The sequence below is a fragment of the Gardnerella sp. c12Ub_1 genome, assembly GCF_055804375.1.
The window spans coordinates 662214-688069 of the sequence record NZ_JANUZC010000001.1 but is presented as its reverse complement, the minus strand read 5'-3'; the positions used below and the strand labels follow the sequence as shown (position 1 = coordinate 688069).

General features: G+C 41.2%; 19 protein-coding genes and 1 pseudogene. 15 read left to right on the top strand and 5 right to left on the bottom strand.

Features of this window, described 5'->3' with window-relative positions; all coding sequences use genetic code 11:
* Positions 1-7: 7 nt before the first annotated feature.
* Positions 8-802, top strand: coding sequence for an isoprenyl transferase (locus NYP65_RS02760; protein ID WP_016635710.1), 795 nt, complete (start codon positions 8-10; stop codon positions 800-802).
* A gap of 26 nt (positions 803-828) precedes the next feature.
* Here the strand turns inward: NYP65_RS02760 and NYP65_RS02755 are convergent, their stop codons facing one another.
* Both NYP65_RS02755 and NYP65_RS02750 read right to left on the bottom strand, forming a co-directional pair.
* Positions 829-2058, bottom strand: coding sequence for a M20 family metallopeptidase (locus NYP65_RS02755; RefSeq protein WP_346284098.1), 1230 nt, complete (start codon positions 2056-2058; stop codon positions 829-831).
* A gap of 77 nt (positions 2059-2135) precedes the next feature.
* The gene (locus NYP65_RS02750) at positions 2136-2531 is read right to left on the bottom strand and encodes an MTH1187 family thiamine-binding protein (RefSeq protein ID WP_346284099.1); all 396 of its coding nucleotides are present in this window, start codon (positions 2529-2531) and stop codon (positions 2136-2138) included.
* 184 nt (positions 2532-2715) lie between these two features.
* Here NYP65_RS02750 and NYP65_RS02745 point away from each other — a divergent pair, with 184 nt between their 5' ends.
* The 13 genes from NYP65_RS02745 (at position 2716) to NYP65_RS02685 (ending at position 19924) form a co-directional block, all read left to right on the top strand.
* Entirely contained in the window at positions 2716-4236 is a 1521-nt protein-coding gene (locus tag NYP65_RS02745; protein WP_004130346.1) for a glycine--tRNA ligase, read from the top strand.
* Between the two features lie 97 nt (positions 4237-4333).
* Positions 4334-5488, top strand: a complete 1155-nt coding sequence (dusB, locus tag NYP65_RS02740; protein WP_004130345.1) for a tRNA dihydrouridine synthase DusB — start codon at positions 4334-4336, stop codon at positions 5486-5488.
* A gap of 229 nt (positions 5489-5717) precedes the next feature.
* Positions 5718-6926, top strand: coding sequence for a cell division protein FtsZ (ftsZ, locus tag NYP65_RS02735; protein ID WP_016787376.1), 1209 nt, complete (start codon positions 5718-5720; stop codon positions 6924-6926).
* 24 nt (positions 6927-6950) lie between these two features.
* The gene (locus NYP65_RS02730) at positions 6951-7415 is read left to right on the top strand and encodes a cell division protein SepF (protein ID WP_004130343.1); all 465 of its coding nucleotides are present in this window, start codon (positions 6951-6953) and stop codon (positions 7413-7415) included.
* A gap of 212 nt (positions 7416-7627) precedes the next feature.
* Positions 7628-7921, top strand: a complete 294-nt coding sequence (locus NYP65_RS02725) for a YggT family protein (protein WP_004130342.1) — start codon at positions 7628-7630, stop codon at positions 7919-7921.
* Between the two features lie 264 nt (positions 7922-8185).
* Positions 8186-9499: a DivIVA domain-containing protein gene (locus NYP65_RS02720; protein WP_004132601.1), complete on the top strand. Its 1314-nt coding sequence runs from the start codon at positions 8186-8188 to the stop codon at positions 9497-9499.
* A gap of 71 nt (positions 9500-9570) precedes the next feature.
* On the top strand, positions 9571-10065 hold the full coding sequence (locus NYP65_RS02715; RefSeq protein ID WP_473410574.1) for a signal peptidase II: 495 nt from the start codon (positions 9571-9573) through the stop codon (positions 10063-10065).
* The gene (locus tag NYP65_RS02710) at positions 10058-11026 is read left to right on the top strand and encodes an RluA family pseudouridine synthase (protein WP_473410573.1); all 969 of its coding nucleotides are present in this window, start codon (positions 10058-10060) and stop codon (positions 11024-11026) included. The genes NYP65_RS02715 and NYP65_RS02710 overlap by 8 nt, the downstream gene beginning before the upstream one ends.
* A gap of 52 nt (positions 11027-11078) precedes the next feature.
* Positions 11079-14630: a DNA polymerase III subunit alpha gene (gene dnaE / locus NYP65_RS02705; RefSeq protein WP_020758928.1), complete on the top strand. Its 3552-nt coding sequence runs from the start codon at positions 11079-11081 to the stop codon at positions 14628-14630.
* Between the two features lie 154 nt (positions 14631-14784).
* Positions 14785-15477: a hypothetical protein gene (locus NYP65_RS02700; RefSeq protein WP_004130326.1), complete on the top strand. Its 693-nt coding sequence runs from the start codon at positions 14785-14787 to the stop codon at positions 15475-15477.
* 188 nt (positions 15478-15665) lie between these two features.
* A complete protein-coding gene (gene glnA, locus NYP65_RS02695; RefSeq protein WP_004130324.1) occupies positions 15666-17003 on the top strand; it encodes a type I glutamate--ammonia ligase in 1338 nt (445 codons plus the stop codon).
* Positions 17004-17422: 419 nt separating this feature from the next.
* On the top strand, positions 17423-18379 hold the full coding sequence (locus NYP65_RS02690) for a nucleoside hydrolase (RefSeq protein WP_004132582.1): 957 nt from the start codon (positions 17423-17425) through the stop codon (positions 18377-18379).
* Positions 18380-18520: 141 nt separating this feature from the next.
* A complete protein-coding gene (locus tag NYP65_RS02685) occupies positions 18521-19924 on the top strand; it encodes an MFS transporter (RefSeq protein WP_102703007.1) in 1404 nt (467 codons plus the stop codon).
* A 197-nt stretch (positions 19925-20121) separates the two neighbouring features.
* Here the strand turns inward: NYP65_RS02685 and NYP65_RS02680 are convergent, their stop codons facing one another.
* Together NYP65_RS02680 and NYP65_RS02675 are read right to left on the bottom strand one after the other, a co-directional pair.
* The gene (locus tag NYP65_RS02680; RefSeq protein WP_128813972.1) at positions 20122-20955 is read right to left on the bottom strand and encodes a GIY-YIG nuclease family protein; all 834 of its coding nucleotides are present in this window, start codon (positions 20953-20955) and stop codon (positions 20122-20124) included.
* 45 nt (positions 20956-21000) lie between these two features.
* A complete protein-coding gene (locus NYP65_RS02675; RefSeq protein ID WP_128813973.1) occupies positions 21001-21483 on the bottom strand; it encodes a hypothetical protein in 483 nt (160 codons plus the stop codon).
* A 103-nt stretch (positions 21484-21586) separates the two neighbouring features.
* Here NYP65_RS02675 and NYP65_RS02670 point away from each other — a divergent pair.
* Positions 21587-21742: pseudogene (locus NYP65_RS02670) on the top strand (nucleoside hydrolase); the annotation flags it as partial.
* Between the two features lie 27 nt (positions 21743-21769).
* Here the strand turns inward: NYP65_RS02670 and hrpA are convergent.
* Positions 21770-25849 (bottom strand): ATP-dependent RNA helicase HrpA, encoded by a 4080-nt coding sequence (gene hrpA / locus NYP65_RS02665; protein WP_128813975.1) that lies wholly within the window; start codon positions 25847-25849, stop codon positions 21770-21772.
* Positions 25850-25856 lie beyond the last annotated feature (7 nt).

The following is a 25856-nucleotide window of genomic DNA, read 5'->3' as shown; positions in this document are numbered from 1 at the left end:
TTTAACTATGAGTTTTGAAAACGTTGATTACACTTCGTTAAATATTCCAGCGGCTCCATTTAGTGATCCTAGCCGTGTGCCAGATTTTCCTAAAGGCAAAGTTCCTCGACATGTAGGCGTGATTATGGACGGCAATGGGCGTTGGGCTAAAGAGCGCGGAATGATTCGCACCGAAGGGCATAAAGCGGCGGAACCAGTGGTTTTTGACACTATTGCAGGTGCTATAGAAGCAGGTGTTCGCTACTTGAGCTTGTACACGTTTTCTACGGAAAATTGGAAGAGATCTCCTCAAGAAGTGCATTTTTTGATGGGATTTTCTAGAGATATTATTCACCGCAGAGTTGCGCAAATGAACGAGTGGGGAGTGCGCGTGCGCTGGGCTGGAAGACGGCCTAAATTGTGGAAGTCTGTTATTGACGAGTTGGAAAAAGCTCAAGAAATCACAAAAAATAATACTACAATTGACGTTGTTTTTTGCTTAAACTATGGTGGTCGCGCGGAAATCGCAGACGCTTGCGCGGCAATTGCTAGGGAAGTTAAAAGCGGCAAAATTAAGGGCGATCGCATTAGCGAGAAGATGATTGCGGAGCACTTGTATAATCCAGATATTCCAGATTGCGATCTTGTGATTCGCACTTCGGGAGAGCAGCGCACAAGCAACTTTTTGCCTTGGCAAGCGTCTTATGCGGAGCTTGATTTTGTGCCAGAACTCTTCCCAGATTATGGTCGCGAAGCGCTGTGGAGGTCAATTGACCGTTATGCGCATCGCGACCGCAGGTTTGGTGGCGTAAAAACCGCTTAAACTTATTTGTTAGTAGAATTAATTTATTAGTCGCAAGCTAGCCATGCGCAAGCTGCAACAACGGCTGATTCAAGTCCACGATTTAGAGTTGGTTGCAAATCTGGAGCAAAAGCTGGATTGTGGTTTCCTGGAGCATTTTTCATGTCTTCAAATCCACCTAATCCCCAGTATGCGTAAGGTGTATTGAAAGCATTTGCAACAATAGAAAAATCTTCAGAAGCAGACTGTTTGCTGATTTGTACAGAATTTTCACCAAAATATTCGTCGAAAGCTTCGCGCACGCGATAAACTGATGCTTCGTCATTATTGGTTAATGGATAGCGGTCATAGTATGTAAATTCTGGTTCCTTTGGGCATCGTGCTAGATTGCACTCTCCGCGCACAATTCGCTCAATGGCAGAGTGAACAAATTTTTGAGTATCTTCGCTGTATGTTCTAGTATTAATCAAAAGTTCCGCATCGTCTGGAATAATGTTTGACTTACTTCCAGCGTTTATTGCGCCGACTGTAACTATTGCGTAATCTTTAGCAGCTACTTCACGAGATACAATCGTTTGCAATTTCAACACAATAGACGAAGCTAAAACCACAGGGTCAACGCTTAATTCTGGCATAGATCCATGAGATCCTTTACCAAAAATGTGTACGCGAATTGAAGATGCGGTAGTTAAAAATGCTCCTGATTTAATACCAACTGTTCCTGCAGGAATTGCTGCAAGTACATGCTGACCAAGATAAACATCTGGCTTTGGGATAATGCGTGTAATGCCATTTTCTACCAAGCTTTTTGCGCCTTGAGCTGTTTCTTCTCCTGGTTGAAACACTCCAATGTAGGTTCCATGCCATGCTTCTTTATGATTGTTAAAAGCTTGTAAAGCTCCAAGTAAACTTGCAATATGAAAATCGTGACCGCAAGCGTGTGAAACTCCAACTGTTTTACCATTTTCATCTTGTGTTGTAACTGTTGAAGCGTAGTCTTTTCCTGAATTTTCTGTAACAGGAAGAGCATCGATATCTGCTCGCATAGCAACAATGGGACCTTTGCCGTTTTTAATCTCTGCCACAACGCCTGTTTTGCCAACTCGCTTTGTTTCAATTCCATCTTTAGTAAGAATATCTATGATTTCTTGTGCTGTATGCGTTTCTTGCATAGATAATTCAGGATGCTGATGCAGGTATTTATACTTCTTTTCTCTATCTGCTTGAGTTTCTTTTATGTTGGACAATATTTGCTTAACTGATTTAATTTGCAGCATTAATTTCTGCTTTCTTATTGTGCTTATTACAATTTAGCTCTATTTTATGTTTTATTTATAAATTATTTATTAACAAATTACTTGTTTTCGCGTTCTTCAAGAATCTTGTCTACAAGAGCAGCTTTTGCGTCTATTTGGCCGCTAAAACCAGGGCGAATGTCTAGTTTTAATATAACGCCTGTGCGGTAGCCTTTTTCTACAAGAACCATAGTTGCGTCTTTTACAACGCGCATAACGTCGTCGAATTCGCCTTCGATGTTTGTAAACATTGCGTTTGTTTCGTTTTTTAATCCAGAATCACGAATCACTTTAACGCAATCTGCTACGTATTCGCTAAGTTCTTCGCCAACTCCGCTAGGAGCAATGCATAATGCTGCAACTGTATTAGTTTTGTGGGAATTTTTGTTATTGTAAGTATCGCAAGTATCGCGAGTCTTGTTATCATTAGTCTTTTCAACATTGTTTTCGCTCATTTTAAGTCCTTTCAAAATACAAATGCGTATGAAAAATTATGCTTATACATTATTGTATTCGTTTAGCTTATATATGTAGCTTTATATGTTTATGTAGCTTTATATGTTGCGTTAGCGTCACAGGGTTTTTCTATAATAAACACCGTTTCACCCGAATTTTCTAGATTTACGAAAAAGGTGTATTGTGGCTGTTTCAAAACTTGATGAAGTTGTGTCGCTGGCTAAGCGTCGTGGATTTGTGTTTCCAGCTGGAGAGATTTACGGCGGAACTCGCTCCGCGTGGGATTATGGCCCTTTGGGCGTTGCGTTAAAAGATAACATTAAGCGCGAATGGTGGCGTTATATGGTCACTACTCGTGGCGATGTTGTTGGCGTAGATACGTCTGTTATTTTGCCTTCTCAAGTTTGGGTTGCGTCTGGTCACGTTTCTGTGTTCAACGATCCTCTTATTGAGTGCTTGAATTGCCATAAGCGCCATCGTGCGGATAAGCTCGAAGAATCTTATGCCGAAAAGCATGGCGATAAAATGCCAGAAAATGGCTTAAAAGACATTGCTTGCCCAGATTGCGGAACTCGCGGAAATTGGACGGAGCCTCGCGATTTTAACATGATGCTTCGCACTCATTTGGGGCCAGTAGAAGACGAAAACAGCTTGCATTATTTGCGACCAGAAACAGCGCAAGGTATTTTTGTTGATTTTAAGAACGTTATGACTTCTACTCGTCAAAAGCCGCCATTTGGCATTGCGAATATTGGTAAGTCTTTCCGTAACGAGATTACGCCTGGAAACTTCATCTTCCGCACTCGCGAGTTTGAGCAGATGGAAATGGAGTTCTTCGTAGAGCCTGGAACAGACGAAGCTTGGCATCAGTATTGGATTGATACGCGCGTAAATTGGTATGTTGATTTGGGCGTAAAGCCAGAGAATTTGCGCATGTATGAGCATCCTAAAGAGAAGCTAAGCCATTATTCCAAGCGCACTGTAGATATTGAATACAAATTCGGCTTCCAAGGATCTGACTGGGGAGAGCTTGAAGGAATTGCAAACCGTACCGACTACGATTTGTCTGCTCACGCTAAGCATTCTGGCGAGGATTTGAGCTACTTTAATCAGGCTACTGGCGAAAAGTACGTGCCTTACGTTATTGAGCCTGCTGCTGGTCTTACGCGCTCGCTTATGGCATTTTTGGTTGATGCTTACGATGTTGACGAAGCTCCAAACACTAAGGGTGGAGTGGATAAGCGTACGGTTCTTAGACTTGATCCTCGCTTGGCTCCTGTTAAGGCTGCTGTTTTGCCATTAAGCAAGAAGCCAGAATTGCAATCGGTTGCTCAAGATTTGGCTGCGGATCTTCGACAGCATGATTGGGTTATTGACTACGATGAGGCTGGTGCTATTGGTCGCCGCTATCGCCGCGAAGACGAGATTGGTACTCCTTTGTGTGTAACAGTTGACTTCGATACTTTGGAAGATCATGCTGTAACAATCCGCGAGCGCGACACTATGCAACAAGAGCGTGTTTCCTTAGACAAGGTTGCAGATTACGTAGCAAGCCGCATTAACGAAAAGCGCGTTAAGTATCCGCAAGGTCCTGTAGAGATTGTTGGAGCTCGTGCTGCAGACGGCGGTGTGGATGTTTCTAAGGAAAGCGGCGTTGACGAGTCGCAGCCTGTAAAGATTGCTCAAGCTGGCGGATTGTACTAATAAGTATTTAGTAAAAAGTCGCTAGTGAAAAGTCGCGTAAAATCGCCAGCAAAAATATATCTAGCAAAAATATTAAAGTGAATGGAGTTAAAGCAATATGGATTTTTCTATTAAACCAGTGGATTTAGGGAAAATTCATATTGCAACTCCTGTTGTTTTATCTCCAATGGCTGGTATTACTAACTGGCCTTTTCGCGTGATTTGCCGAGAGTACGGGCCAGATGGCTTGTATGTTGCAGAAATGATTACTGCACGCGCACTAGTCGCAAGAAATCCAAAAGCCTTGCGTTTATGCCGTTTTGCGCCTAGCGAAAAAGTGCGCTCCTTGCAACTTTACGGAGTGGATCCTTTAATTGTGGAGCAAGCTGCTCGAATTGTTGTTGACGAAAATATGGCAGATCACGTTGACTTAAACTTTGGCTGCCCAGTTCCTAAAGTTACAAGGCGCGGTGGCGGATCTGCTCTTCCTTGGAAAACGGATTTGCTTCAAGAGATTTTGCATCGCGTTGTAAGCGTGTGTAATCCAGCAGGAATCCCAGTTACAGCTAAATTCCGCGTTGGAATTGACGAAGACCACGAGACTTTTATGCAAGCTGGTCATATTGCGCAAGAAGAGGGTTGTGCGGCTGTTACTTTGCATGCGCGTACGACTGCAGAATATTATGGTGGCCATTCCGATTGGAGCCGTATTAGCGAGCTTGTAGAGGCTTTAGATATTCCTGTTTTTGGTAATGGAGATATTTGGGGCGCGGATGACGCTCTTGCAATGTTTAAAGAAACAGGATGTGCAGGCGTTGCGATTGGCCGCGGATGCCAGGGGCGTCCTTGGATTTTTGCTGATATTCGTTCTGCTTGCAATGGCAGCGATAATCGCGTTAATCCAAGTCTTGGCGAAGTTTGCAAAGTGATTTTAAGGCATTTGGAGCTTCTTGTTGACTTTTATGATGGCGACGAACGAATGGCAGTTCATGACTTGCGAAAGCATATTGCGTGGTATTTGAAAGGCTTCCCAGTTGGAGGAGGAACTCGCAAAAGCTTTATGGAATGCGAGTCTATTGAGGATGTTCAACGCAATATTGATGCATTGGATTTATCGCTTAAGCTTCCTGAGCAGGTTTTAGACACGCCGCGCGGCCGAGTTCGTTTTGCTAAAAAAGTTCATTTGCCATATGGCTGGTTGGATTCAAGAATTACCACTAGCGAGGAGCGCAAAGAGCTTTTTGGCAATGACCCGATGGATGCTAGCTACTAGCGTTTTTCTAGAGTTTTCTAGGGTTTAGCGGCTGTTAAAAATGGCGTCTAAGCTATTGCTTAATGTTCAAAACTTTTGTTGGTAAAACGCCTTAAATATTTGCGTATAGCACGGTGTATTATCGAATCGGTGACATTTTTTAAGTTTTTATTTGTAAAACGTCGCCATTATCGAGCGTTTTGCGCTAAAGTATTGCGTAAAACGTGCGTGTGAGTGACAGGAGACAACGGTGAGCGAGATTGCCCAGACTGACAATTTCAACGACAAAACCATAATCAAGGTAGTCGGCGTCGGTGGAGCCGGTGGTAACGCCGTCAACCGAATGATCACCGAGGGTTTACAGAACGTAGAATTCGTAGCAATCAACACTGATGCTAAGGATTTGTTGCGTTCCGACGCTGATGTAAAGATTTCATTATCTGATGCTTCAAGTCGTGGTCTCGGTGCTGGTGCTGATCCAGAAAAGGGTGCAAAAGCTGCACAAGATCATCAATCCGACATTGAAGAAGCATTAAAGGGCGCCGATATGGTGTTCGTAACTTGCGGCGAGGGCGGCGGAACTGGTACAGGTGCAAGCCCAATAGTTGCGCGAGCTGCACACCAGCAGGGTGCCTTAACAATCGCAGTAGTTACGCGTCCTTTCGGGTTTGAAGGACCTCAGCGTGCTGCATCGGCAAAACTTGGTATTGAAAATCTTCGTAAAGAAGTCGATGCTTTGATTGTTATTCCAAACGATCGTTTGTTGGAAATTTCAGATCGAACTATCGGAATTATTGAAGCTTTTAAGACGGCAGATACCGCATTGCTTGCAGGCGTGCAAGGTATTACCGATTTGATTACCATGAATTCTTATATTCATGTTGATTTTTCGGACGTTACCGCCGTTTTGCGTGGTGCAGGAACCGCGCTATTTGGAATTGGCGCTGCAAAGGGAGAAGACAGAGCTACTCAAGCTGCCGAAATTGCTATTAGCTCCCCATTGCTTGAAGAAAGCATTGAAGGTGCTCACGGTGCTTTGATTAACATTGCGGGTCCAAGCGATTTGAAGTTGCAAGAAGCAAGTGCTGCAACAGAACTTGTTCGCAAGGCGATTCATCCAGAAGCCCAGATTATTTGGGGTCTTTCTTTGGACGATTCTTACGGAGACGAAGTCCGTGTTACGGTTATTGCCGCTGGTTTTGATTCCCACCCTAAGGTGGAAGACGATAAGGCTGGTGCTTTTGTAGATATGCAAGCAGGAGTTGATTCTGTTGCCCCAGCTCAGTCAACAACTCCAGTCGCGCCTTCCGCAAAGCCTGTTGTTGCTGAAGAATCTTCGCATCCTGTTTCTTCCATGTTTGATTCTGTTGCACCAAGCCAGAATTACCAAGCATCGGCTTCTAAAGATAAGCCTCAAGATGAACCAGACGAATTGGATATTCCTGATTTTCTACGTTAAGCATAGCGATAGGAGGGCAGCTTAATGGCTGGCTTTATGAAGAACATGATGTCTTACGTAGGCATGAGTGATGTTCAAGACGACGATGACTTCGTTGATTCTCAAGCGCAAGAAACTTCGTTTGACAACGATCACAACGTTGCTCCTATAAGTCTGCATAATTCAGAATCGCAGTTGGGTAATGGCACTTCTTCTCGTGCTGGAGCAGTCCGCATGAGTCGCATTACAACGATTCATCCAAAGTCTTATGACGATGCTCAATTAGTTGGGCGTGCGTTAAGAGATGGAACTCCAGTTGTTTTGAATCTTACTGGTGTTAGTGAATCTGTTGCGTATCGCATTGTTGACTTTTCTGCTGGAGTTGTGTTTGGTGTTCGTGGGTCTATTGAGCGAGTAACGCCAAGAGTGTTTCTTCTAAGTCCTTCGCAAGTAAACATAAAGGTTGAAGACGCTCCTAATGGCGGTTCTGCTAGAGAATTGTTCTCGTAAAGATACAAGCTTAGTAGCAAAGACCGCTCTATAGCATTTGCTTTATGCGTTATTTAGATTTAAGGCAGAGTCTCTTTGAGATTTCTGCCTTAAATTATCTAATATCAATTATCGAATAAAAATTATCTAATAACAAAAATCTTCTTAACTTTTATTGTGATGATTGTTTACTTGTGATTGTTTTAAGAAAGTTTATTTACGGAAGTGAGTTTATGATTTTTAACAGCTTAATATTAATCATTAATCTTTTTCTAAGCGCATATTTAACAGTGCTATTTATTCGCGCAATTTTAGACTGGATTCCAATCGTATTTCATTCGTTTAGGCCAAATGCGATTGTTAGAAAATTTGCTCAAATTATATATTATTTAACGGAACCGCTTTTAAGATTTGCGCGTAGATTCATACCACCTGTAAGGCTTGGTAACATAAGTTTAGACGTAAGTTTTATGGTTGTTTACTTTTTGATAATTGTTTTACAAATGCTTTTATCTATGATTTATTAAGATTTTTTATTAAGACATTAAGAATGTTTACTATATGCGCGCAATCGCTACTATTCTTAAATGATATTCGTATTATTATCTATTAATCACGTTATTTAATCAGCATTATTTACTTAACATTTACTCAACATAAGTCTGAATAATAAAATATTGGCAGATTTCGTAAAAAATAATTGCTTTTTACACAATTTTTTCTATGGACGTGATAGCATCGAAGAGATATATCAAAAGGGCTGCGCGCCCAAAAGTGAGGTGTAATGCATTATGGCTCTGTTAACGCCTAAAGACATTCGCGAGCATACCTTCCAGATCGTTAGATTCAAGGGAGGCTATGACGTTGACGAAGTTGATGACTTTTTAGATCAGGTTACAGAAACAATCGAAGCGCTTGGTCAGCAGGCCGTGCAAGGACTTGGGGCTTCTACGCAGTCTCTTGGCGCTGATGTTGCTAGCTTAAACAATAAGATTGCAGACTTAACAAATCAGGTTGAATCTTTAACTAAAGAAAATAATGATTTGCGAGAAGCATCCAGCAATGCAAGCAAGAGTGATAACGATCTTGCAGCAAAGCTTAAGGAAGCTGAAGAAAACAACCGTGCATTGAGCGAGCAAAATCAGCAGCTTAAGGAGCAACTGGATGGATTGGGTGCTCAAGTAGATCAGCTTACCGCTCAAGCTGCAAATGCAGATAATGCTAAGGCAGATGCTGATAAGAAGATTCAAGAAGAGCTTGAAAACGTTACGCGCGAGCGCGATGACTTCCGTGCAAGCAGCGAAAACTTGGGTCGTGAGCTAGAAGAGGTTCGCCAGCAGCTTGTTGTAACTCAGCAAGAAAATGCTAAGGTTCAAGATCTTAACAAGCAGCTTGAAGAATCGCATAAGCGAGAAGAACAGCTTCGCGAGCAGGTTTCTAAGATGGAACCAAGCACGGAGACTGGTAGCTTGCAAAAGATTGCAGGCGCGGGTGCGGAAGCTCAAGGTTCGGAGCCAGAGCGTGCTACTGCAATGTTGACTCTTGCAATGCAATTGCATGATCAATACGTAGACAAGGGCAAGGCAAAGGCTCAGCAGATTGTAGAAGAAAGCCAAGCTCGCTACAACGATATAGTTGCTAAAGCAGACGAATACTCTGGTCGCACGCGCACCGAGGCGGATGAATACAATAAGCAGACTCGCGGGGATGCTGACGATTATTCGGTGCGTACTCGTGGAGATGCCGATGCTTATGCGGCTCGCGCTCACAACGAGGCAGACGCTTACTCTGGCAAGGTTCGTCAAGCTGCGGATGACTACTCCAAGCAAACTCACGATCAAGCTGATCAATACGAAGCAGAAGTTCAGCATAGAGCTGCGGATTACGATTCCACTACTCGTACTTCTGCAGACGCATATGCTCGCCAAGTACGTGAGAATCTCGAGAAGCAAACTAAGGTTATTGAAGGAAACATTCAAAGCCTTAAGCAGTTTGAAACTGAGTATCGTACTCGCTTGACCGACTTCTTGGGTCAGCTTGTTGCTCAAGTTTCCGACGAAAACACGTATACATCTATGGAAAATCAAGATAAGCAGGATAAGTAGTATTTACTAAAATTTGCTAGTAGTATTTACTAAATCCCTTTAGATTGGAAAATACATTGACGCATAGTTATGTGCGTGTAGAACGGCTGCGTAATCGCGCAGCCGTTTTTGCACTGATTGCTTTTATTGGCGTGGTTTTAGACCGAGTAACAAAAGTTTGGGCTTTAGCAGCGCTTAGTGGCGGAAAAAACATTGATATTTTTCCACACTTGCTCTCTTTTACTCTTGTTAGGAATCCTGGAGCATCTTTTGGCTTAGGATCTTCTTTTACTTGGGTTATTAGCGTGTTAGCGTGCGCTGCGTGCGCTGCTATGATTGCTGTTATTAAGCACACAAAATCCTTATATTGGACTATTGCGCTTGCTTTAGCTTTTGCTGGAGCTTTTGGAAATCTTATTGATAGAGCGCAATATGCTCAAGGATTTTTGAACGGAAAAGTCGTAGATTTTATAAACTACGGATGGTCCGTTGGAAATGTGGCAGATATTGAGCTTATGTTTGCAGGAATCGCAGTTATATGCCTTATTTTGATTGGGATTCCTCTTATAGAGCGCGCTGATGAGTGATATTCGTTTTACTGTTACGAGTCAATTTGCCGGATGCAGATTCGACGTGTGCTTGTCGAAGCTTATGGGAGTATCGCGTGCAAACGCAATATCGCTAATCGATAGTGGCAAAGCAAAAATCTTAAATAGAAAGTCGCAAAAATCGTCTATTTTGCAAGAGTCTTATGTGATTGTTGTAAATAAAGAAGACGATTGTGTTAGTGATTGCGATTGCGATTGTGCTAGTGCTTGCGATTCTTCCAGTAATCTTCAAAGCCAGCCCGCTATGTGCGATTTAGAAATCGTATACAACGATGACGATGTTGTAGTAATAAACAAGCCTGTTGCAATGGCGTCTCACGCAGCAAAAGGGTGGAACGGGCCTACTGTTCCAGAAAGCCTAGAAGCTGCTGGGATTAGAATAAACACAACGCTTTGCGACGAATCACGCAAAGGAATCGTAAGCAGGTTAGACGTTGGAACAAGCGGCCTTATGCTCGTTTGCAAAACGGATTTTGCTTACGAAAAGATGAAGCAGCAATTTGCTAGTCATAGTGTTTCAAAAACTTATACGGCATTAGTGCAAGGAAATTTGGAGCAAAACAAAGCGACTATTGAAGCTCCGATTGGAAGGTCGAAAGTATCTGACTTTAGGTTTACTGTAACAAAAAATGGCAAGCCAGCTGTAACACATTGGGATGTTTTGGAGCGCTTTGGAATTGCAACTTTAGTTAGCGTAAATTTAGAGACGGGTAGAACTCACCAAATACGCGTGCATTTTTCTTCGATTGGCCATCCGTTAGTGGCGGATAAAATGTATGGAGCAAACCCAAAACTCGCGGAAAAACTAGAGTTACAACGCCAATGGCTTCACTCAACTAAGCTAGAATTTAAGCATCCTAGAACAGGAAAATTAGTTAAGCTTGAATCGGAGTATCCGCTAGATTTGCAACACGCTTTACAAGCCGTGCGGCAACTATAAAAGCGAGCATATTTAGCAAAGCAGGTCATATTGCATCTATAAAATAGCAAGCATGACTAGGCCAGAAACAAACTTCGTACATTTGCATAATCACACGCATTATTCGCTTTTGGATGGTGCTTCAAAGATACCAGACCTAGTTGCGAGTGCAAAAGAATTGGGTATGCCAGCTATTGCGATTACAGACCACGGCAATATGCATGGAGCATACGAGATGTGGAGCACGGCTGTAAAAGCTGGGATTAAGCCGATTATTGGAATCGAAGCTTATGTGACTCCAGAAACAGCCAGACAAGACAAAAGCCGAGTTCATTGGGGAACGGAAGCGCAAAGAAGCGACGATGTTTCTGGCGGTGGTTTGATTACTCACATGACAATGTGGGCCGAAGATGATGAAGGCTTAACAAATTTACTTAAAGCATCGTCTATAGCCAATTTGGAAGGTCGCGTTATGCGATATCCTCGAATGGATAAAGATGTGCTTTCAACGTATTCTAAAGGCGTTATAGCGTCTTCTGGATGCCCATCTGGAATTATTCAAACGCGTCTTCGTCTAGGTCAATTTGATGAGGCTTTACGCGCTGCAGGCGAGTTCCAAGATATTTTTGGTCGAGATAATTTCTTTATTGAGCTTATGAATCACGGGCTTTCTATTGAAACACGAGTTACAAAAGATTTGCTCGAGATTGCTAAAAAGTTGAATGCTCCACTTCTTGCTACAAACGATTTGCACTATGTGCACGAAGAAGATCGCGAAGCGCAAGATGCAATGCTTTGTATTAATTCTGGATCTCGCTTAGATGATCCAGATCGTTTTAAGTTTGACGGTTCTGGCTATTATTTGAAGTCTGCTGAGCAAATGCGTGAGCTTTTTAAGGAGTTTCCAGAAGCTTGCGATAATACTCTTGAGATTGCTCGCCGATGCAATGTTATGTTTGATGACGGCGAAGATGGCGCTTTTATGCCGCAATTTGACTGCCCTAAAGGTTGGGATGAGACTTCGCTATTTCTTAAAAAAGTCGAAGAAGGATTAGAGCGCAGATATAACAATAACGTTCCTATTGAAGTCTTAAAACAAGCAGACTACGAGTGCGGCGTTATATGCCAAATGCAATTTTGTGGCTACTTTTTAGTTGTTGCAGACTATATTAATTGGGCAAAAGAGCATGGGGTTATGGTTGGCCCTGGCCGAGGAAGTGCAGCAGGCGCAATGGTTGCGTATGCAATGGGCATTACAGAACTAGATCCAATGAAGCATGGCTTGATTTTTGAACGATTCTTAAACCCAGAGCGCGTATCTTTGCCAGATATTGACGTTGACTTTGACCCAGAAGGTAGAGCCAAAGTTTTGGAATATGTTGGCGAAAAATATGGAAAAGATAAAGTAGCGCAATGCGTGATTTATGGCACAATTAAAACAAAACAAGCACTTAAAGATTCTGCTCGAATAATGGGCTATGAGTTTTCTGTTGGAGAAAAAATTACAAAGATTTTGCCGCCTCCAAAAAACGGCAAAGATATGAGTTTCCACGATATTTTTGACGAAAAGTCAAAGCGTTATGCGGAAGCTCGCGAGTTTCGCGAGATGTATGATAGCGACCCAGATACAAAGCGAATTACAGAAGAAGCAAAGGGTATTGAGGGTCTGATTCGCCAAACGGGTGTACATGCTTGTGCAACGATTATGGGTTCGGAGCCTATTACAGACACATCTCCTCTGTTGGAGCGCACTGATGGCACGATTACAACTACCTTTGAGTATCACACTTGCGAAACGCTTGGCTTAGTTAAGATGGATTTTTTGGGTCTTTCTAATTTAACAGTTATTAGAGATACTCTTAAAAACGTTGAAAATAATGGAAAAGAGCCTATTGACTATACTAAAATTCCGCTTGACGATAAAGAAACATATCAGCTTCTTGCAAGAGGAGATACTTTAGGCGTTTTCCAGCTTGATTCCGACGGTATGCGTGCGCTTCTTCGCACTCTAAAACCAGATAACTTTAACGATATTTCTGCTTTGATTGCGCTTTACAGACCAGGTCCTATGGATATGGATTCGCACACCAATTATGCTAAGCGTAAGAACGGTTTGCAAGATATTACGCCTATTCATCCAGAGGTTGCGGAGCCACTAAAAGATGTTCTTGGAGAAACTTATGGTTTGATTGTGTACCAAGAGCAGGTGCAGTCGGCTGCTCGTATTTTAGCTGGATACAGCCTTGGCAAGGCAGATGTTTTGCGTAGAGCCATGGGTAAAAAGAAGCCAGAAGTGCTAGCTAAAGAGAAAATACCGTTCTTTAAAGGCATGAAGGAACATGGTTATTCAGAAGAAGCTGCCCAAGCTGTTTGGGATGTTCTGGTTCCATTCTCGGGTTACGCGTTTAATAAGGCTCACTCGGCTGCATACGGTTTGATTTCTTATTGGACTGCTTACTTAAAAACGCATTATCCTGTGGAATTTATGGCTGCATTGCTTCAAAACGAGCGCACTAATAAAGATAAGACAGCACTCTACTTAGGCGAAGCAAGGCGCATGGGTATTCGCGTTTTGCAACCAGATATTAATGAGTCGGTTCTTGAATATTCTGCAGTTGGAGATGTTGTGCGCTTTGGCCTTGGAGCTGTACGAAACGTTGGAGATAAAGCAGTTAACGATATTATTAGCGAGAGGGAAAGCGAGCGCGGAAAATTCGTTGATTTTAAGGATTTTGTAAATCGCGTATCGTTTGAATCTCTGAATCGCAGACTTGTTGAATCGCTTATTAAATCTGGTGCTTTTGACTCAATTAGCACTTGTAGGCGAGCACTTTTTGAAGTTTATAATCCACTAATTGACTCAGTTATTTCTATTAAGCGAAAGCAGGCAGGTGGCCAATTTGACCTTTTTGCCGATTTGGATGATTCAAGTAATGAGCTTGGAGATGCACAAATCAATATTCCAGATGTTGAAGAGTGGGATAAAAAAACGAAGCTAAACTTTGAGCGAGAAATGCTTGGACTTTATGTTTCGGATCACCCTTTGAGTGGACTTTCTGCTGTTTTGGCTGGTCTTAGAGAAATGTCGATTGCGCAGCTTCTAAACCGTGCTAGAACTATGAGCGAAAATCAACAAGTAACTCTTGCAGGACTTGTTACTAGCGTAGATAGGCGAGTGTCTAAAAAAGGTAATGCTTGGGCGATTGTAACTATTGAAGACATGGAAAGCTCAATACAATGCATGTTCTTTGGCAAAGTTTACGAGTCTTCTGCTGCAGAACTTGCGATTGATCAAGTTGTGCGAATTAGGGGCCAGGTAGAAGTTCGAGACGAAACTGTTTCTTTAAGAGCTACGGATTTTGAAGTTCCAAGCTTAGAGGCAGAAGACGCTCAACCTGTAACTATTGTTTTGCCTTTGCAAGCGCTAGAAAAGTCTCGTATAAAAGAGCTTGAAAACATTGTTACAAGGCATCCCGGTTGTTGTGAAGTAAATCTTGCTTTGATTGACTCTAAGGGGTGCGCAAAAGTCTTATCTTTTGGAGATAGATTTAGAGTCAAGCGAGATACGTCACTTTTTGCAGAGCTAAAAATATTGTTTGGCCCAGCTTGCTTGCCAAGTGCTTAAAATAAGCGCCTAAAATAAGCTAATCGCGTAAAATATTCTTAGAGTGATTTAGAGTGATTTTAAGCGTTTTAAGAAGTGGTAGTTATAAGTAAAGATAAGTGAAGATAAGTAAAAACAAGTAAAGCAAGGCTTTTTAATTTAGAAGGTAAAAGATATGTGTAAAGATAACGACGATTTGAGTAAAAACAATAACGTTAGCGATAATAATAATGGCGTTAATGGCAATAATGGCGTTGGTTCTAATGATTCTAACGATGTTCGTACTTCTTTTACCGATAAAGAGCTGGAAGACGCATTGCTTGGTTTTGAAAAAGAGTTTAGCGAAGAGCAAAATCGTGATTCAATCGATGATGCTGTAAAAAAGATTGAGCAAGCGGATTTTGAAGAAGATTTGCAAGGTTTGCTTGGAAAAAAGGCAAAGTGCGCGCTGTTCTTAACAGCTATAGAGCCAGGAGAGCTTCTTGCATCTTTTTGCAAAATGGCTGGAGTTAATGCGGATTGTTTTAACGACGAAAATGGTGGAGTCGCAGTTTTACGTGATTTAGACGAAGACAATCCAGAAAAATCAGTTAAAAAATTTACCGACTATTTTCGTGGAATGCCTGCTGTTCTAATGGTAAATCGCGCTAATAAGATTGATGCAAAAGTTTATGAATACAATCGAGGCGTTTTAGACGTTGTTCCTCCTATGATTCTTGCAATGGCTGCTAGATGTGTTGAAGATCTTATGATTTGTTACTCAAGTGTTAAAGATCTTAAAGAATCTGGGATTGAAGTTACAAGTACAGATGATTTAAGCGATGATCAAGCCAAAGAGATTTTTTATAAATATGGCAAAAAGATGTAGTCTATGTTAAATAGATTGCTACTAGATTGCTATTAGATTGTTACATTAAAAATAAGTAAATTCATGCTCATAAAGCTAAATAAAAGCGAAAAGTAAGAGATAATATAATAATTAGTCTCTTAAATATTAGTTAAAGAGTATGAGAGAAAAACACATAGTTACACACTTAAATTGATTGGACTGTAGATATGGATAGACAGCAAGAATTCGCTTTGCGTACAGTTGAAGAGCGTGACGTTCGTTTTATTCGACTATGGTTCACGGATGTTCTTGGAACACTTAAATCGGTTGCTATTGCTCCAGCAGAGCTTGAAGCTGCGTTTGAAGAGGGTATTGGCTTTGACGGTTCTGCGATTGAAGGCATGACTCGCGTTTTAGAAGACGATATGATTGTTAAGCCAGATCCTTCGACTTTCCAACTTTTGCCATGGCATGGCGGTCCAGAAGGCACGGCGCGCATGTTTTGCGACGTTTTAACGCCAGATGGGGAGCCGTCTCTTGGAGATCCGCGTCACGTTCTTAAAACTGCGCTCGCAAAAGCTAAAGAAAAAGGCTTTACTTTTTACGTTCATCCAGAAATTGAGTTTTACTTATTTGAAGCGCAAGATGATTGGTCTAAGGCGCCTGTTCCTATTGATGAAGGTGGGTATTTTGACCACGTTCCAAGAAGTTCGGCAATGGACTTTCGTCGTAGTGCTGTGAGTATGCTTGAACAGATGGGTATTTCTGTTGAGTATTCTCACCACGAAGGCGGTCCTGGTCAAAACGAGATTGACTTAAGATATGCAGACGCTCTTACTACTGCAGATAACATTATGACTTTCCGCACTGTTGTTAAGGAGATTTCTCTTGAGCGCGGAATGTATGCCAGCTTTATGCCTAAGCCGCTTACAGATCAGCCTGGTTCTGGTATGCACACGCATTTAAGCCTGTTTGAAGGAGATTCCAACGCTTTCTACGAGGCTGGTCAAGAGTTTAATATGTCTCTTATTGCGCGCCAATTTGCGGCTGGTATTTTGCATCATGCTGCAGAAATTTGCGCTGTTACAGATCAATACGTTAATTCTTACAAGCGCTTGTGGGGTGGAGCGGAAGCTCCTAGCTATGTTTGCTGGGGTCATAGCAACCGTTCTGCGCTTTTGCGTGTGCCTCAATATAAGCCAGGCAAAGGCAATTCTTGCCGTATGGAGTTTCGCGCGCTCGACCCTGTGGCGAATCCATATCTTGCATACTCTGTTTTGTTGGCTGCTGGTTTAGATGGCATTGAAAAGCAAATGACTTTGTGTGATCCTACTAGCGACGACGTTTGGGAGCTTACAGATGCTGAGCGTCAAGCTATGGGAATTCAGCCTCTTCCTGAGTCTTTGGATGAAGCTTTGAAGATTATGGAGAAGTCTGATTTTGTAGCTAGCGTACTCGGTGAGCATGCGTTTGAATACTTCTTGCGCAATAAGCACAAAGAGTGGGAAGAGTATCGTCGCCAAGTAACGCCTTACGAGCTAGAGAAATACTTGCCTAGACTGTAGGTTTTTGCGTTTAGTTTGTGTTGACTATTAAAATCGCGTGATGTGCTGTGGTGGCGTGTCGCGCGATTTATTTTTAGGTTTTTCTTTGATTATTTTTTAACATTTTTCGCAAATTTTTTTATATTGTTATATCTGAATGTTTATGTTTGAATGCTAGTTTCTAAGCATAATTTAAACGTTTGTTTATTTAATTTAACTTTTGTTGGCAATTGAAACATTTTATAACAAAAATCGCAAACTATTGCACAATAAAGAAACAATGATATATCTAAAATTATCCAATTGTAATGTTGATTTTCAAAATTATGATAATAAAATTTTTGCTTGGTTGCATTTGAATAATTTTGAAAATATTCGCGCAATCCATGATTTACAACGACTGTAATATCATGCCAAATACACAAAGGGAGGTAACTCAAGTGAAGAAGCTGATTCTTGATCTTGATACTGGTGTTGACGATACTCTCGCTATATCTTATGCTCTTGGAAGCCCAGAAATGGAGCTTATTGGCATAACTGGTACGTATGGCAACGTTTTAATGGAGCAAGGTGTTCGTAACGCGCTTGCAATCACAGACTTACTTGGGCATCCAGAAGTAAAAGTTTATAAGGGACTTTCGCACGCAAGCACAAAAGATTCGTTTGAAGTTCTTCCAATTTCTGCATTTATTCACGGAGATAACGGAATTGGCGATGTTGAGATTCCAGATTCTGCACGCAAAGCAGAAGATGAATCAGCTGTTGATTTTATTATCGATTCTGTAAAGAAATATGGCAAGGACTTGGTGTATGTTCCAACAGGACCAATGACAAATATTGCTGCTGCGTTGAAGAAAGCTCCAGAAATCAAGGACGAAATCGGAAAGATTGTTCTTATGGGCGGCGCGCTTACTATTCATGGAAACGTAAACGCTTGGACCGAAGCGAATATATCTCAAGACCCAGATGCTGCAGATGTACTATTCCGCTCTGGTGCTCCAGTAACAATGATTGGTTTGGATGTTACTTTACAGACTTTACTTACCTACAAGGAGACAAAGCAGTGGCGTGACCTTGGTACAAAGGCTGGCAAGTTCCTTGCAGATATGACCGACTTTTACATTAAGGCATATGAGACAACGGCTCCACACCTTGGCGGATGCGGTTTGCATGATCCTTTGGCAGTGGCTGTAGCTGTGGATCCAACACTTGTTACAACGCTTCCAATCAATATGCAAGTTGATGTTGAAGGCCCAACTCGTGGACGCACAATTGGTGATGTTACGCGCTTGAATGACCCTGTTAAGACAATGCAAGTTGCTGTTGGTGTTGATGTTCCACGATTCTTGAACGAGTTTATGACGCGCATTTCTGGCTTGGCAAAAATCGCTGGCTGAGTGCGGATTTTACGCGTTTTAATTCCGTTTTAGCTCCGTTTTTTGTTGTTCGACACGCCGCAAATCGCAACATTTTCTGCAATATGCGACGTGTCTTATTTGCCAATGTAAAAACTAAAAATATTAATTGATTGGATTATTATGACTGAGATTGCAAAATCTAGCGCGGTAGACCCATACGAGGATCCAAAAACCCGCGACAAAGTGGCGATTTACTCGCTAATTTTACTTCTTATAACCTTTATTCTTGGAACATTGTGTTTGCAAGGATTTAATCTGGTATTCGATCAGATTGGTAAAGCTGTTGGTGCTCCTAATCAGGCTTCTCTTATTACGAGTTTGCCAATTATTGTTTTAGGCATTGTGTGCTTTATTTACGGCTCTTTGGGTGACTTTGTGTCGCTTCGTAGACTCATAACAATCGGACTTGTAACATTGTTTGTTGGATCGTTGTTTGGTTTTATTGCAAACTTCTTCTTCACTCCAAACTTGTGGACTGTTATTATTGCGCGTATTTTACAAACAGCTGGCGAGCAAGTAGCAGGTTCTTCATTCCTTGTTATTGCAACTAAGTATTTGCGCAACGATCTTAAGGTAATTTTCTTTGGACTCTTTACTGCAGCATATCAGCTTTCTGCTTCTATTGGCGTTTTTGCCGCTGGTGCTCTTAGCTCTATTGCTTGGCAGTATTTGTTCTTGATTCCTGCAATTACCATTCTGTTCTTGCCAGTTCTTGTTAAGTTCTTGCCTACAAAGAACGGTATTGGTGGAAAGATAGATAAGCTTGGCTTTACAGTGTTTGGTATTGCTGTTGCATTGCTGACTTTGTTCTTCTCGTACAAGGCATGGGGATTGTTGCTTGGATCCATCGTGCTGTTTGTTGTGTTTGCTGGTTATATTATGAAGGCAAAGAACCCGTTTGTAACTCCTGCATTCTTTAAGAATAAGCGTTGGCTTTCGGGCATTGTCTTAATATTCATCTTCTACTTTACTAACTATTGCATGCCTCCAATTTACAATGTTATTGGTGGAGCTTTGTATCATATGAGCACTGAGGCAGTTTCTTCCTACCTTGTATGGGCATTCGTTGTAGCAGCAGTGTTTGGAACATGCTCTGGAACAATTATCGGTTTCATTGGACGTAAAGCTGGCATTATTATAGCTGCTGTTCTTATGATTCTTGGATGGGTTGGAGCTGCTGTATTCATCAATTGCGGATTCCTTGTTCTAACTTTGTGCGCATGCGTTTACTACGCTGGTTGCGGACTTATGTATTCGCCAATCGTTTCAACGGTTCTTAGCGCATTGCCTGTTGAAGAATCGGGTCGTGGATGCGGTATGAACGATTTAGTTATGAATGTTACAGCATCAATCGGTATTTCCATTTTCAGCGGTTTCTTTGGCGGAAACTTGCTAAAAGGATTCTCTTTTGCTGGAATCCAAGGCTTAGGTGCAGGTTATTCTAACTTGCTTATGATGGGCGCTATTGTAGCCTTTATTGGCTTAGTAGTTTACATTGCTCGTAGCCTTATGGTTAAAGAGTAATTATTATTTACTCAATATGTTAGTGGTCACTATCTTGCAGTCATCTTTGGCTGCGTGGATAGTGACCACTTTTTTGTAGTCTTATGCCGCGCATTTTTAAACTAACATAGTTTTTACACTAACATAGTTTTTTCATGCGCTGAATACTAATCTTTTGATATTGTATTGGTGAAGCTTATTTTTAATGATTATTTAAATTAATTGTCGTTATAGCCAAAAACGTTACTTTTTAATACTTCTTTCCACCATGATTCTCTGCCTCGAACAAAATCATCTTCAACTTTCGCATTATAGTTTTCAAGAATTGAATATTGGAAATGTTTTTCAATATATTCGATTCCCTCAGCTTCAACTAGTTTTATAAGTTCTTTATTTCCACCATGACCAGTTTCTAAATAGTCCTTCCAGCGTTTTAGTAGCATTTCATTTTTTGAAGTTGCAGAGCCAACATACAATTTACCAGTATTCGTATCTGTTATTAGATATACTGCCTTTTGATTGCTTAGGGCTGCAATCCAATCATTATAACTGTTTTTAACAATGCGTTTTAGATCTGAATATGAAAGTTTAACATTGTCGTATCCAGGAAAACTATCATCTCTGAATGTGTCTGGTAGAATTTGAGAAACTTCTAAGTCGCTTTTAAGATTGTTAAGCCATCTAACTAATTGTTCATGTTCATTGTGGAATTTTACAATTACTCTTCCAAAATATTTTTCATATTCCTTTATTGGAGTTCCTTCATAGCCTATTCCTTTTTCGTCTACATTTAAATCTTTGCTGACGGTGTCGATTGTTGTTAATAGCCATTGATCTTTGTTTTTGGGCATGCGTACTAAACATATTGCGATTTGTCCAACTTGGAATAGGGACTTACTATACTTCCAGTAAAGCCATTGTTTGTTAATTATCTCGCGATTATCTTGATAAAGCTTAATAGGATCATCATGTCTATTATTCATATTAAAACGTATTTTTGTATTTGCTGCCTGTTCTTCTGTGAGATTTAGCAAATCATTTAATTTAATCATTTTATTCCTCACTTCTAAACTATCTGCATAAATCTTCGTTGGTTTTTATGCATGTTTTAGTGCAATCATTGCGCTAATTCTAAGTGTACTGCCACTATTATGCACACATGAATAGATTGAAGAATCTTTATCTAATTTTTTATAGATTGCGTTAATTATATTATTTGTATCTTTTGTGGAAAGATTTATGCCATTCTCTATGTATATTAAGGCGTCACCTTTTATTAAATTACTGTCTATGTTATCAATTTGCTCACTAATTTCATCAACGGCATTATTGAGGTCTTTTTGTTCTGATTGAACTAATTTTAGAACAGAGCCTTTTGCAACCAACAAAATATCTTCATTGCTTAAACCCATTTGATTGTTTGGGCTTGTTATGTTTTTTATAAATTCCATAGATTTATTTAATGTTGTGTTAGCATCTTCTGTATCAACTGGTGCAAAAATTAAATCAGTATTAAGTGAGTCTTTGTTGTTTTTGTTAAATATAGAAGCAGTCAATTTGTAATCTTTATTGTTTTGCATCTTATTATATTCCTTTATTTATGTTGTTATTTTTTGTGGAATATGACAATTATAAAATGTAAATGCAATAGTTAAAACTACTTATGAAAATTTTACATTAATTGATGTTGATGGCTCAACTCGTGGACGCACAATTGGTGATGTTGTGCGCTTGAATGACTATGTTAAAACAATGCAAGTTGCTGTTTGTGTTGGCGCTCCACGATTCTTGAACGAGTTTATGACGCGCATTTCTGGCTTGGCTAAAATCGCTGGATGAGTATGTGAATTTTTAACTTTTGTGCTATCAAATCTTTTTCATGCGCTGAATACTAATTGGGTATGCTGTTCCAAGCTCTTGCGCCCAAAGAGAAACGTAGAATTCTTCGCACATCCACTTTAGTTTTTGCGCCTTTTCTTGAGCATCATCTCTATTGGGTCCTGCAGGCAAGCTTTCTGCTCTCTTTTGAGCTTCTAACACAAGCTTATGAGCTTCATCTGCCTGCCAAGCCCATTGAACATCTCGATTTTTGTCTGACTTAGCTTTGTTAAGTCGAATCAAATCCGCATGTAAGTAGCGCTCTATTGAAGTAAGTGAGCTAGAATCTGCTTTTGCAATGAATCCAGGAAAAACAAGAGAAGATGCGTGTTCTTTAATCGATTGAAGAACACTAAGCATTGGCAAGTCGGCTTTGCCGCTAACAGCAGACTCGACTTTAGCAAATCGCTCCAAAATAGCAATAACACTGTGTGCAACGCTATAAACCGTGTCTTCGTAAACTTCGGCAATATTGCCAACAGCTTCTTTAAGCTCAACATCGTTAGTAATTTTTTGCGTATTTGGTATAAGTCGCTTAATAGCTGCCATTTGCAAATCTTGAGCCAAATCTTTAGAAGACTTATAAGGTGCAGAAGCAAGTAGCAAAGCCTCGCTGCCGAGCCATCTAGATGTAATGCGCTTATCGTCTAAAATAAGCATGTTAAGCGCGCCTTGCCAAACCATTTGAGATCTAGAAAGATTAGTTGCTCCAGACTTGTGTAATAAATCTGCTCGCTCAACAACATTTCCGGCCTTTGCAGCTTTAATCGCCTTGCTGTTAACAACATTTAACGCACATTCTTGAGCTGATTTTGCAAAGCGATGCTGAAGGCTGATTAGAGACTTGTCTGTTCCTAAAACAGTAGGCTTAATACGCTTGTTGTTTCGATTATGAAAGTTGTTTTGATTAGGTTTGTTTTTATTAGTTTTCTTTTGCTCAACGCTAAAAGTTACGCGTAAATAAGGAGATAGTCGTTGTAGCTGATCTTCGCTTAAAACTTCTGGGTGGATTTGTGCTCCAACAACATTAATCGCAGCTTTAGTAAAGACTTCGCTAAAGTCTTGCCAAATAAAATCTTCTTGCGGATTTTTGTTTATTCCTGGAAGATAATCGTAGTTTTCGTCAATCCACTCGCGGATTTTACGAGCAGTATCTGGAGCTGGCACGAATTGCACGCGCAAAGTCTTAGGAAGAGACTTAATCATGCCAATAATAAGCTCATCTAATAAGCCTGGCACGTTCCAAGTAAACTCTTGAGGCTTAAGTCGCAAAAGCGCATGAAGCGGAACGTGTACAGTTACGCCATCTAAAGGATTATGCGGATCGTAAATGTAGCTTAAGCGCAAATTAATTTTCTGGCCGTCTGTTCCAATCGTATGCCAAGTATCGGGGTAGTCTGCTAAATCAGTGTCATTTGCGTATTGCAATCGCTCAACACAATCTGGGTTAAAATCAAGAAAATGCGGATCTTGAAGTCTGTAATTTTTCCACCATTTAGCTAAATCTGCAATAGTTGTAGCTTCTTGAGGAAGTTTATTATCGTAAAAAGTAAACAAATCCTCGTCGTTTACAGTTTCGCTTGCCTGCCTAGTGCGATTTGTTTGATTGTCGGCATCGTTCAAAACGTTAATATTTGAGGAGATAAAATCGTTGAATGGAAAACGCTGCTGAACATTTCCTTCGACTAAGCCTTGACGAATCATTAACATTCGAGATTCGTAAGGGTTGATTTTAGACCATTGAACAGTGCGATTTTGCACAATAGGCAAGCCGTACAAAAGCACTTTCGATTGAGCAATTGCAGCACCTTTGCTTGCGCTCCAATGAGCATCTAAATATGTTACGCGAGTAAGGTTCTTAGCTAAAGACTCCGCCCAAGCAGGGTCGATTTGCGCGCAATACCTTGCCCAAAGTCTAGAAGTTTCAACCAATTCCGTACACATAATCCAAGAAGGAGTTGCTTTAGAAACAGATGAAGATGGGAAGATTGCAAACCTTGTGCTTCTAGCGCCTTGATAATCATTTTTTGCCATTTTTTGAGCGCGCTTAATTGCGCGAATTTTGGCTGTTCCGCGAAGTCCTGCAAAATCCGAAGCCTTAGGCTCGCGAATAACTTGCATGCCAATCATAGAAAGCAAGCCAGAAAGCATAGAAGAGTGGATTCCTTGATAATCCCAAGTGCAGCAAAGACTGTGAGCCGCCTGCTGATTATTTGGCAATTGGCGGATTTGTAAAGGCGCGCGTTTAATCGGCAGTGATTCGCCAACATTATAATGAAGCTCCTTGCATAAATCTTTAAGCTGATTAACTAAATCTTTCCACTGTTTTAGGCGTAAAAAGTGGAAAAATTCCTCTTTGCAAAGTCGCCTTAGTGCGTTGTTGCTGATTTCGCCATCCGCCTGGAATATGCGATCCCAAATATTCAATGCTGTTAAAAAGTCACTTAACTCATCGGCGTAACGATTGTGTAATCTATCTGCTTCTTCGCGCTTGTCCTCTGGGCGCTCGCGCGGATCTTGCAAGCTCAAAAATGCAACAATCACAAGAATCGCAGCTAAAGTATTAGGTGTAGTGTTTCGCGCAGCTTCAATAATCATGCGGCCAAGGCGAATGTCAATTGGAATATGACTAAGCTCGCGGCCAATGCGAGTCAAGCTTATAACACCAGATTTTCTACTTATTGCACCAAGCTCGCTAAGCTCGTTAAAACCGTCGCTTACAGCCTTAATATCTGGAGGATCAATAAATCCAAAATTCGTTATATCTTCGCCAGTTTTAGCAACACCAACAGAGAGCATGTGTAAAACAACAGCTCCAAGTGAAGTGCGCAAAATCTCGGGGTCGGTAAAGCGCGGGCGAGTCTCGTAATCTTCCCTAGAATACAAGCGAATAGCAATGCCATCTGCAATTCGCCCACAACGACCAGAGCGCTGATCCGCGCTTGCTTGAGAAATAGGTTCTATAGGAAGACGCTGAACTTTAGCAGACTTAGAATATCGCGAAATTCTAGCAAAACCAGGGTCTACAACGTAGCGAATCGAAGGCACTGTAAGAGAAGTTTCTGCAACATTAGTGGCGATTACAATGCGCTGATGAGTGTGATGCTCAAAAACGCGATGCTGGTCTTTAGAAGAAAGACGTGCAAAAAGTGGAACAATCTCAATGGCGTCACTGCGATTCATGTCGCTTGTGCGCGCACCGAAATAAGAACGCAACGATGCTTCAAACTCGCGAATATCGCGCTCGCCAGAAGCAAAAACCATAATATCTCGCGCGCCTTGAGTGTGTGTTGAATGAATCACAAGTTGAGCACATGCGCGAGTTACAGCAGAAGCAATGTCTTCATCACAAATATCGCCGCTTTGCGAAAAACTAGAAATACTTTGGCTTTGCGCAACACTTTCATCATCCATAGCAATATCGGCAAAACCTGGAACATGCTTCATAAGCGAAGGCGCGCTTCCAAGCGGCTCGTAAAGTACGCGCACAGGGTATGTTCGCCCCGAAACCTCTATAACAGGAACTTTAATGTGTAAAGCTTGCTCAAAATGGTCTTTGAACTTTGCAGAATCGATTGTTGCAGAAGTAATAATAAGCTTTAAGTCTTTGCGTTTTGGCAAAAGAGTTGTTAAATATCCAAGCAAAAAATCAATGTTTAGGCTGCGCTCGTGAGCTTCATCAATAATAATCGTGTCGTAGCGCGTAAGAAGTGGGTCGCGCTGAATTTGAGCAAGCAGAATACCGTCTGTAACTATGCGAAGCTTTGTTTTGGATGAGCTTTCGTCGTTAAAACGCACCTGGTAGCCGATTTCTTCGCCAAGCTTAACACCCATTTCGCTTGCGATTCTCTCGGCAACTGTGCGTGCAGCAAGTCGTCGAGGTTGTGTGTGAACAATTTGCTTTCCGCGACCGCCTCTGCCAAGTTCCAAAGCCATTTTTGGGATTTGAGTGGTTTTGCCAGAACCAGTTTGACCAGATACGATTACAACTTGCGACTCTTTAATAGCTTCAATAATCTGGTTGTGTGCAGCACAAATCGGCAGTTCACTAGGATAGTCAAAGTTCATATTCAAT

Coding starts and splice junctions, on each gene's coding strand:
- NYP65_RS02760 (WP_016635710.1), top strand. CDS start 8: ATGAGTTTTGAAAACGTTGATTACACTTCGTTAAATATTCCAGCGGCT.
- NYP65_RS02755 (WP_346284098.1), bottom strand. CDS start 2,058: ATGCTGCAAATTAAATCAGTTAAGCAAATATTGTCCAACATAAAAGAA.
- NYP65_RS02750 (WP_346284099.1), bottom strand. CDS start 2,531: ATGAGCGAAAACAATGTTGAAAAGACTAATGATAACAAGACTCGCGAT.
- dusB (WP_004130345.1), top strand. CDS start 4,334: ATGGATTTTTCTATTAAACCAGTGGATTTAGGGAAAATTCATATTGCA.
- NYP65_RS02730 (WP_004130343.1), top strand. CDS start 6,951: ATGGCTGGCTTTATGAAGAACATGATGTCTTACGTAGGCATGAGTGAT.
- NYP65_RS02725 (WP_004130342.1), top strand. CDS start 7,628: ATGATTTTTAACAGCTTAATATTAATCATTAATCTTTTTCTAAGCGCA.
- NYP65_RS02720 (WP_004132601.1), top strand. CDS start 8,186: ATGGCTCTGTTAACGCCTAAAGACATTCGCGAGCATACCTTCCAGATC.
- NYP65_RS02710 (WP_473410573.1), top strand. CDS start 10,058: ATGAGTGATATTCGTTTTACTGTTACGAGTCAATTTGCCGGATGCAGA.
- dnaE (WP_020758928.1), top strand. CDS start 11,079: ATGACTAGGCCAGAAACAAACTTCGTACATTTGCATAATCACACGCAT.
- NYP65_RS02700 (WP_004130326.1), top strand. CDS start 14,785: ATGTGTAAAGATAACGACGATTTGAGTAAAAACAATAACGTTAGCGAT.
- glnA (WP_004130324.1), top strand. CDS start 15,666: ATGGATAGACAGCAAGAATTCGCTTTGCGTACAGTTGAAGAGCGTGAC.
- NYP65_RS02685 (WP_102703007.1), top strand. CDS start 18,521: ATGACTGAGATTGCAAAATCTAGCGCGGTAGACCCATACGAGGATCCA.
- NYP65_RS02680 (WP_128813972.1), bottom strand. CDS start 20,955: ATGATTAAATTAAATGATTTGCTAAATCTCACAGAAGAACAGGCAGCA.
- NYP65_RS02675 (WP_128813973.1), bottom strand. CDS start 21,483: ATGCAAAACAATAAAGATTACAAATTGACTGCTTCTATATTTAACAAA.
- hrpA (WP_128813975.1), bottom strand. CDS start 25,849: ATGAACTTTGACTATCCTAGTGAACTGCCGATTTGTGCTGCACACAAC.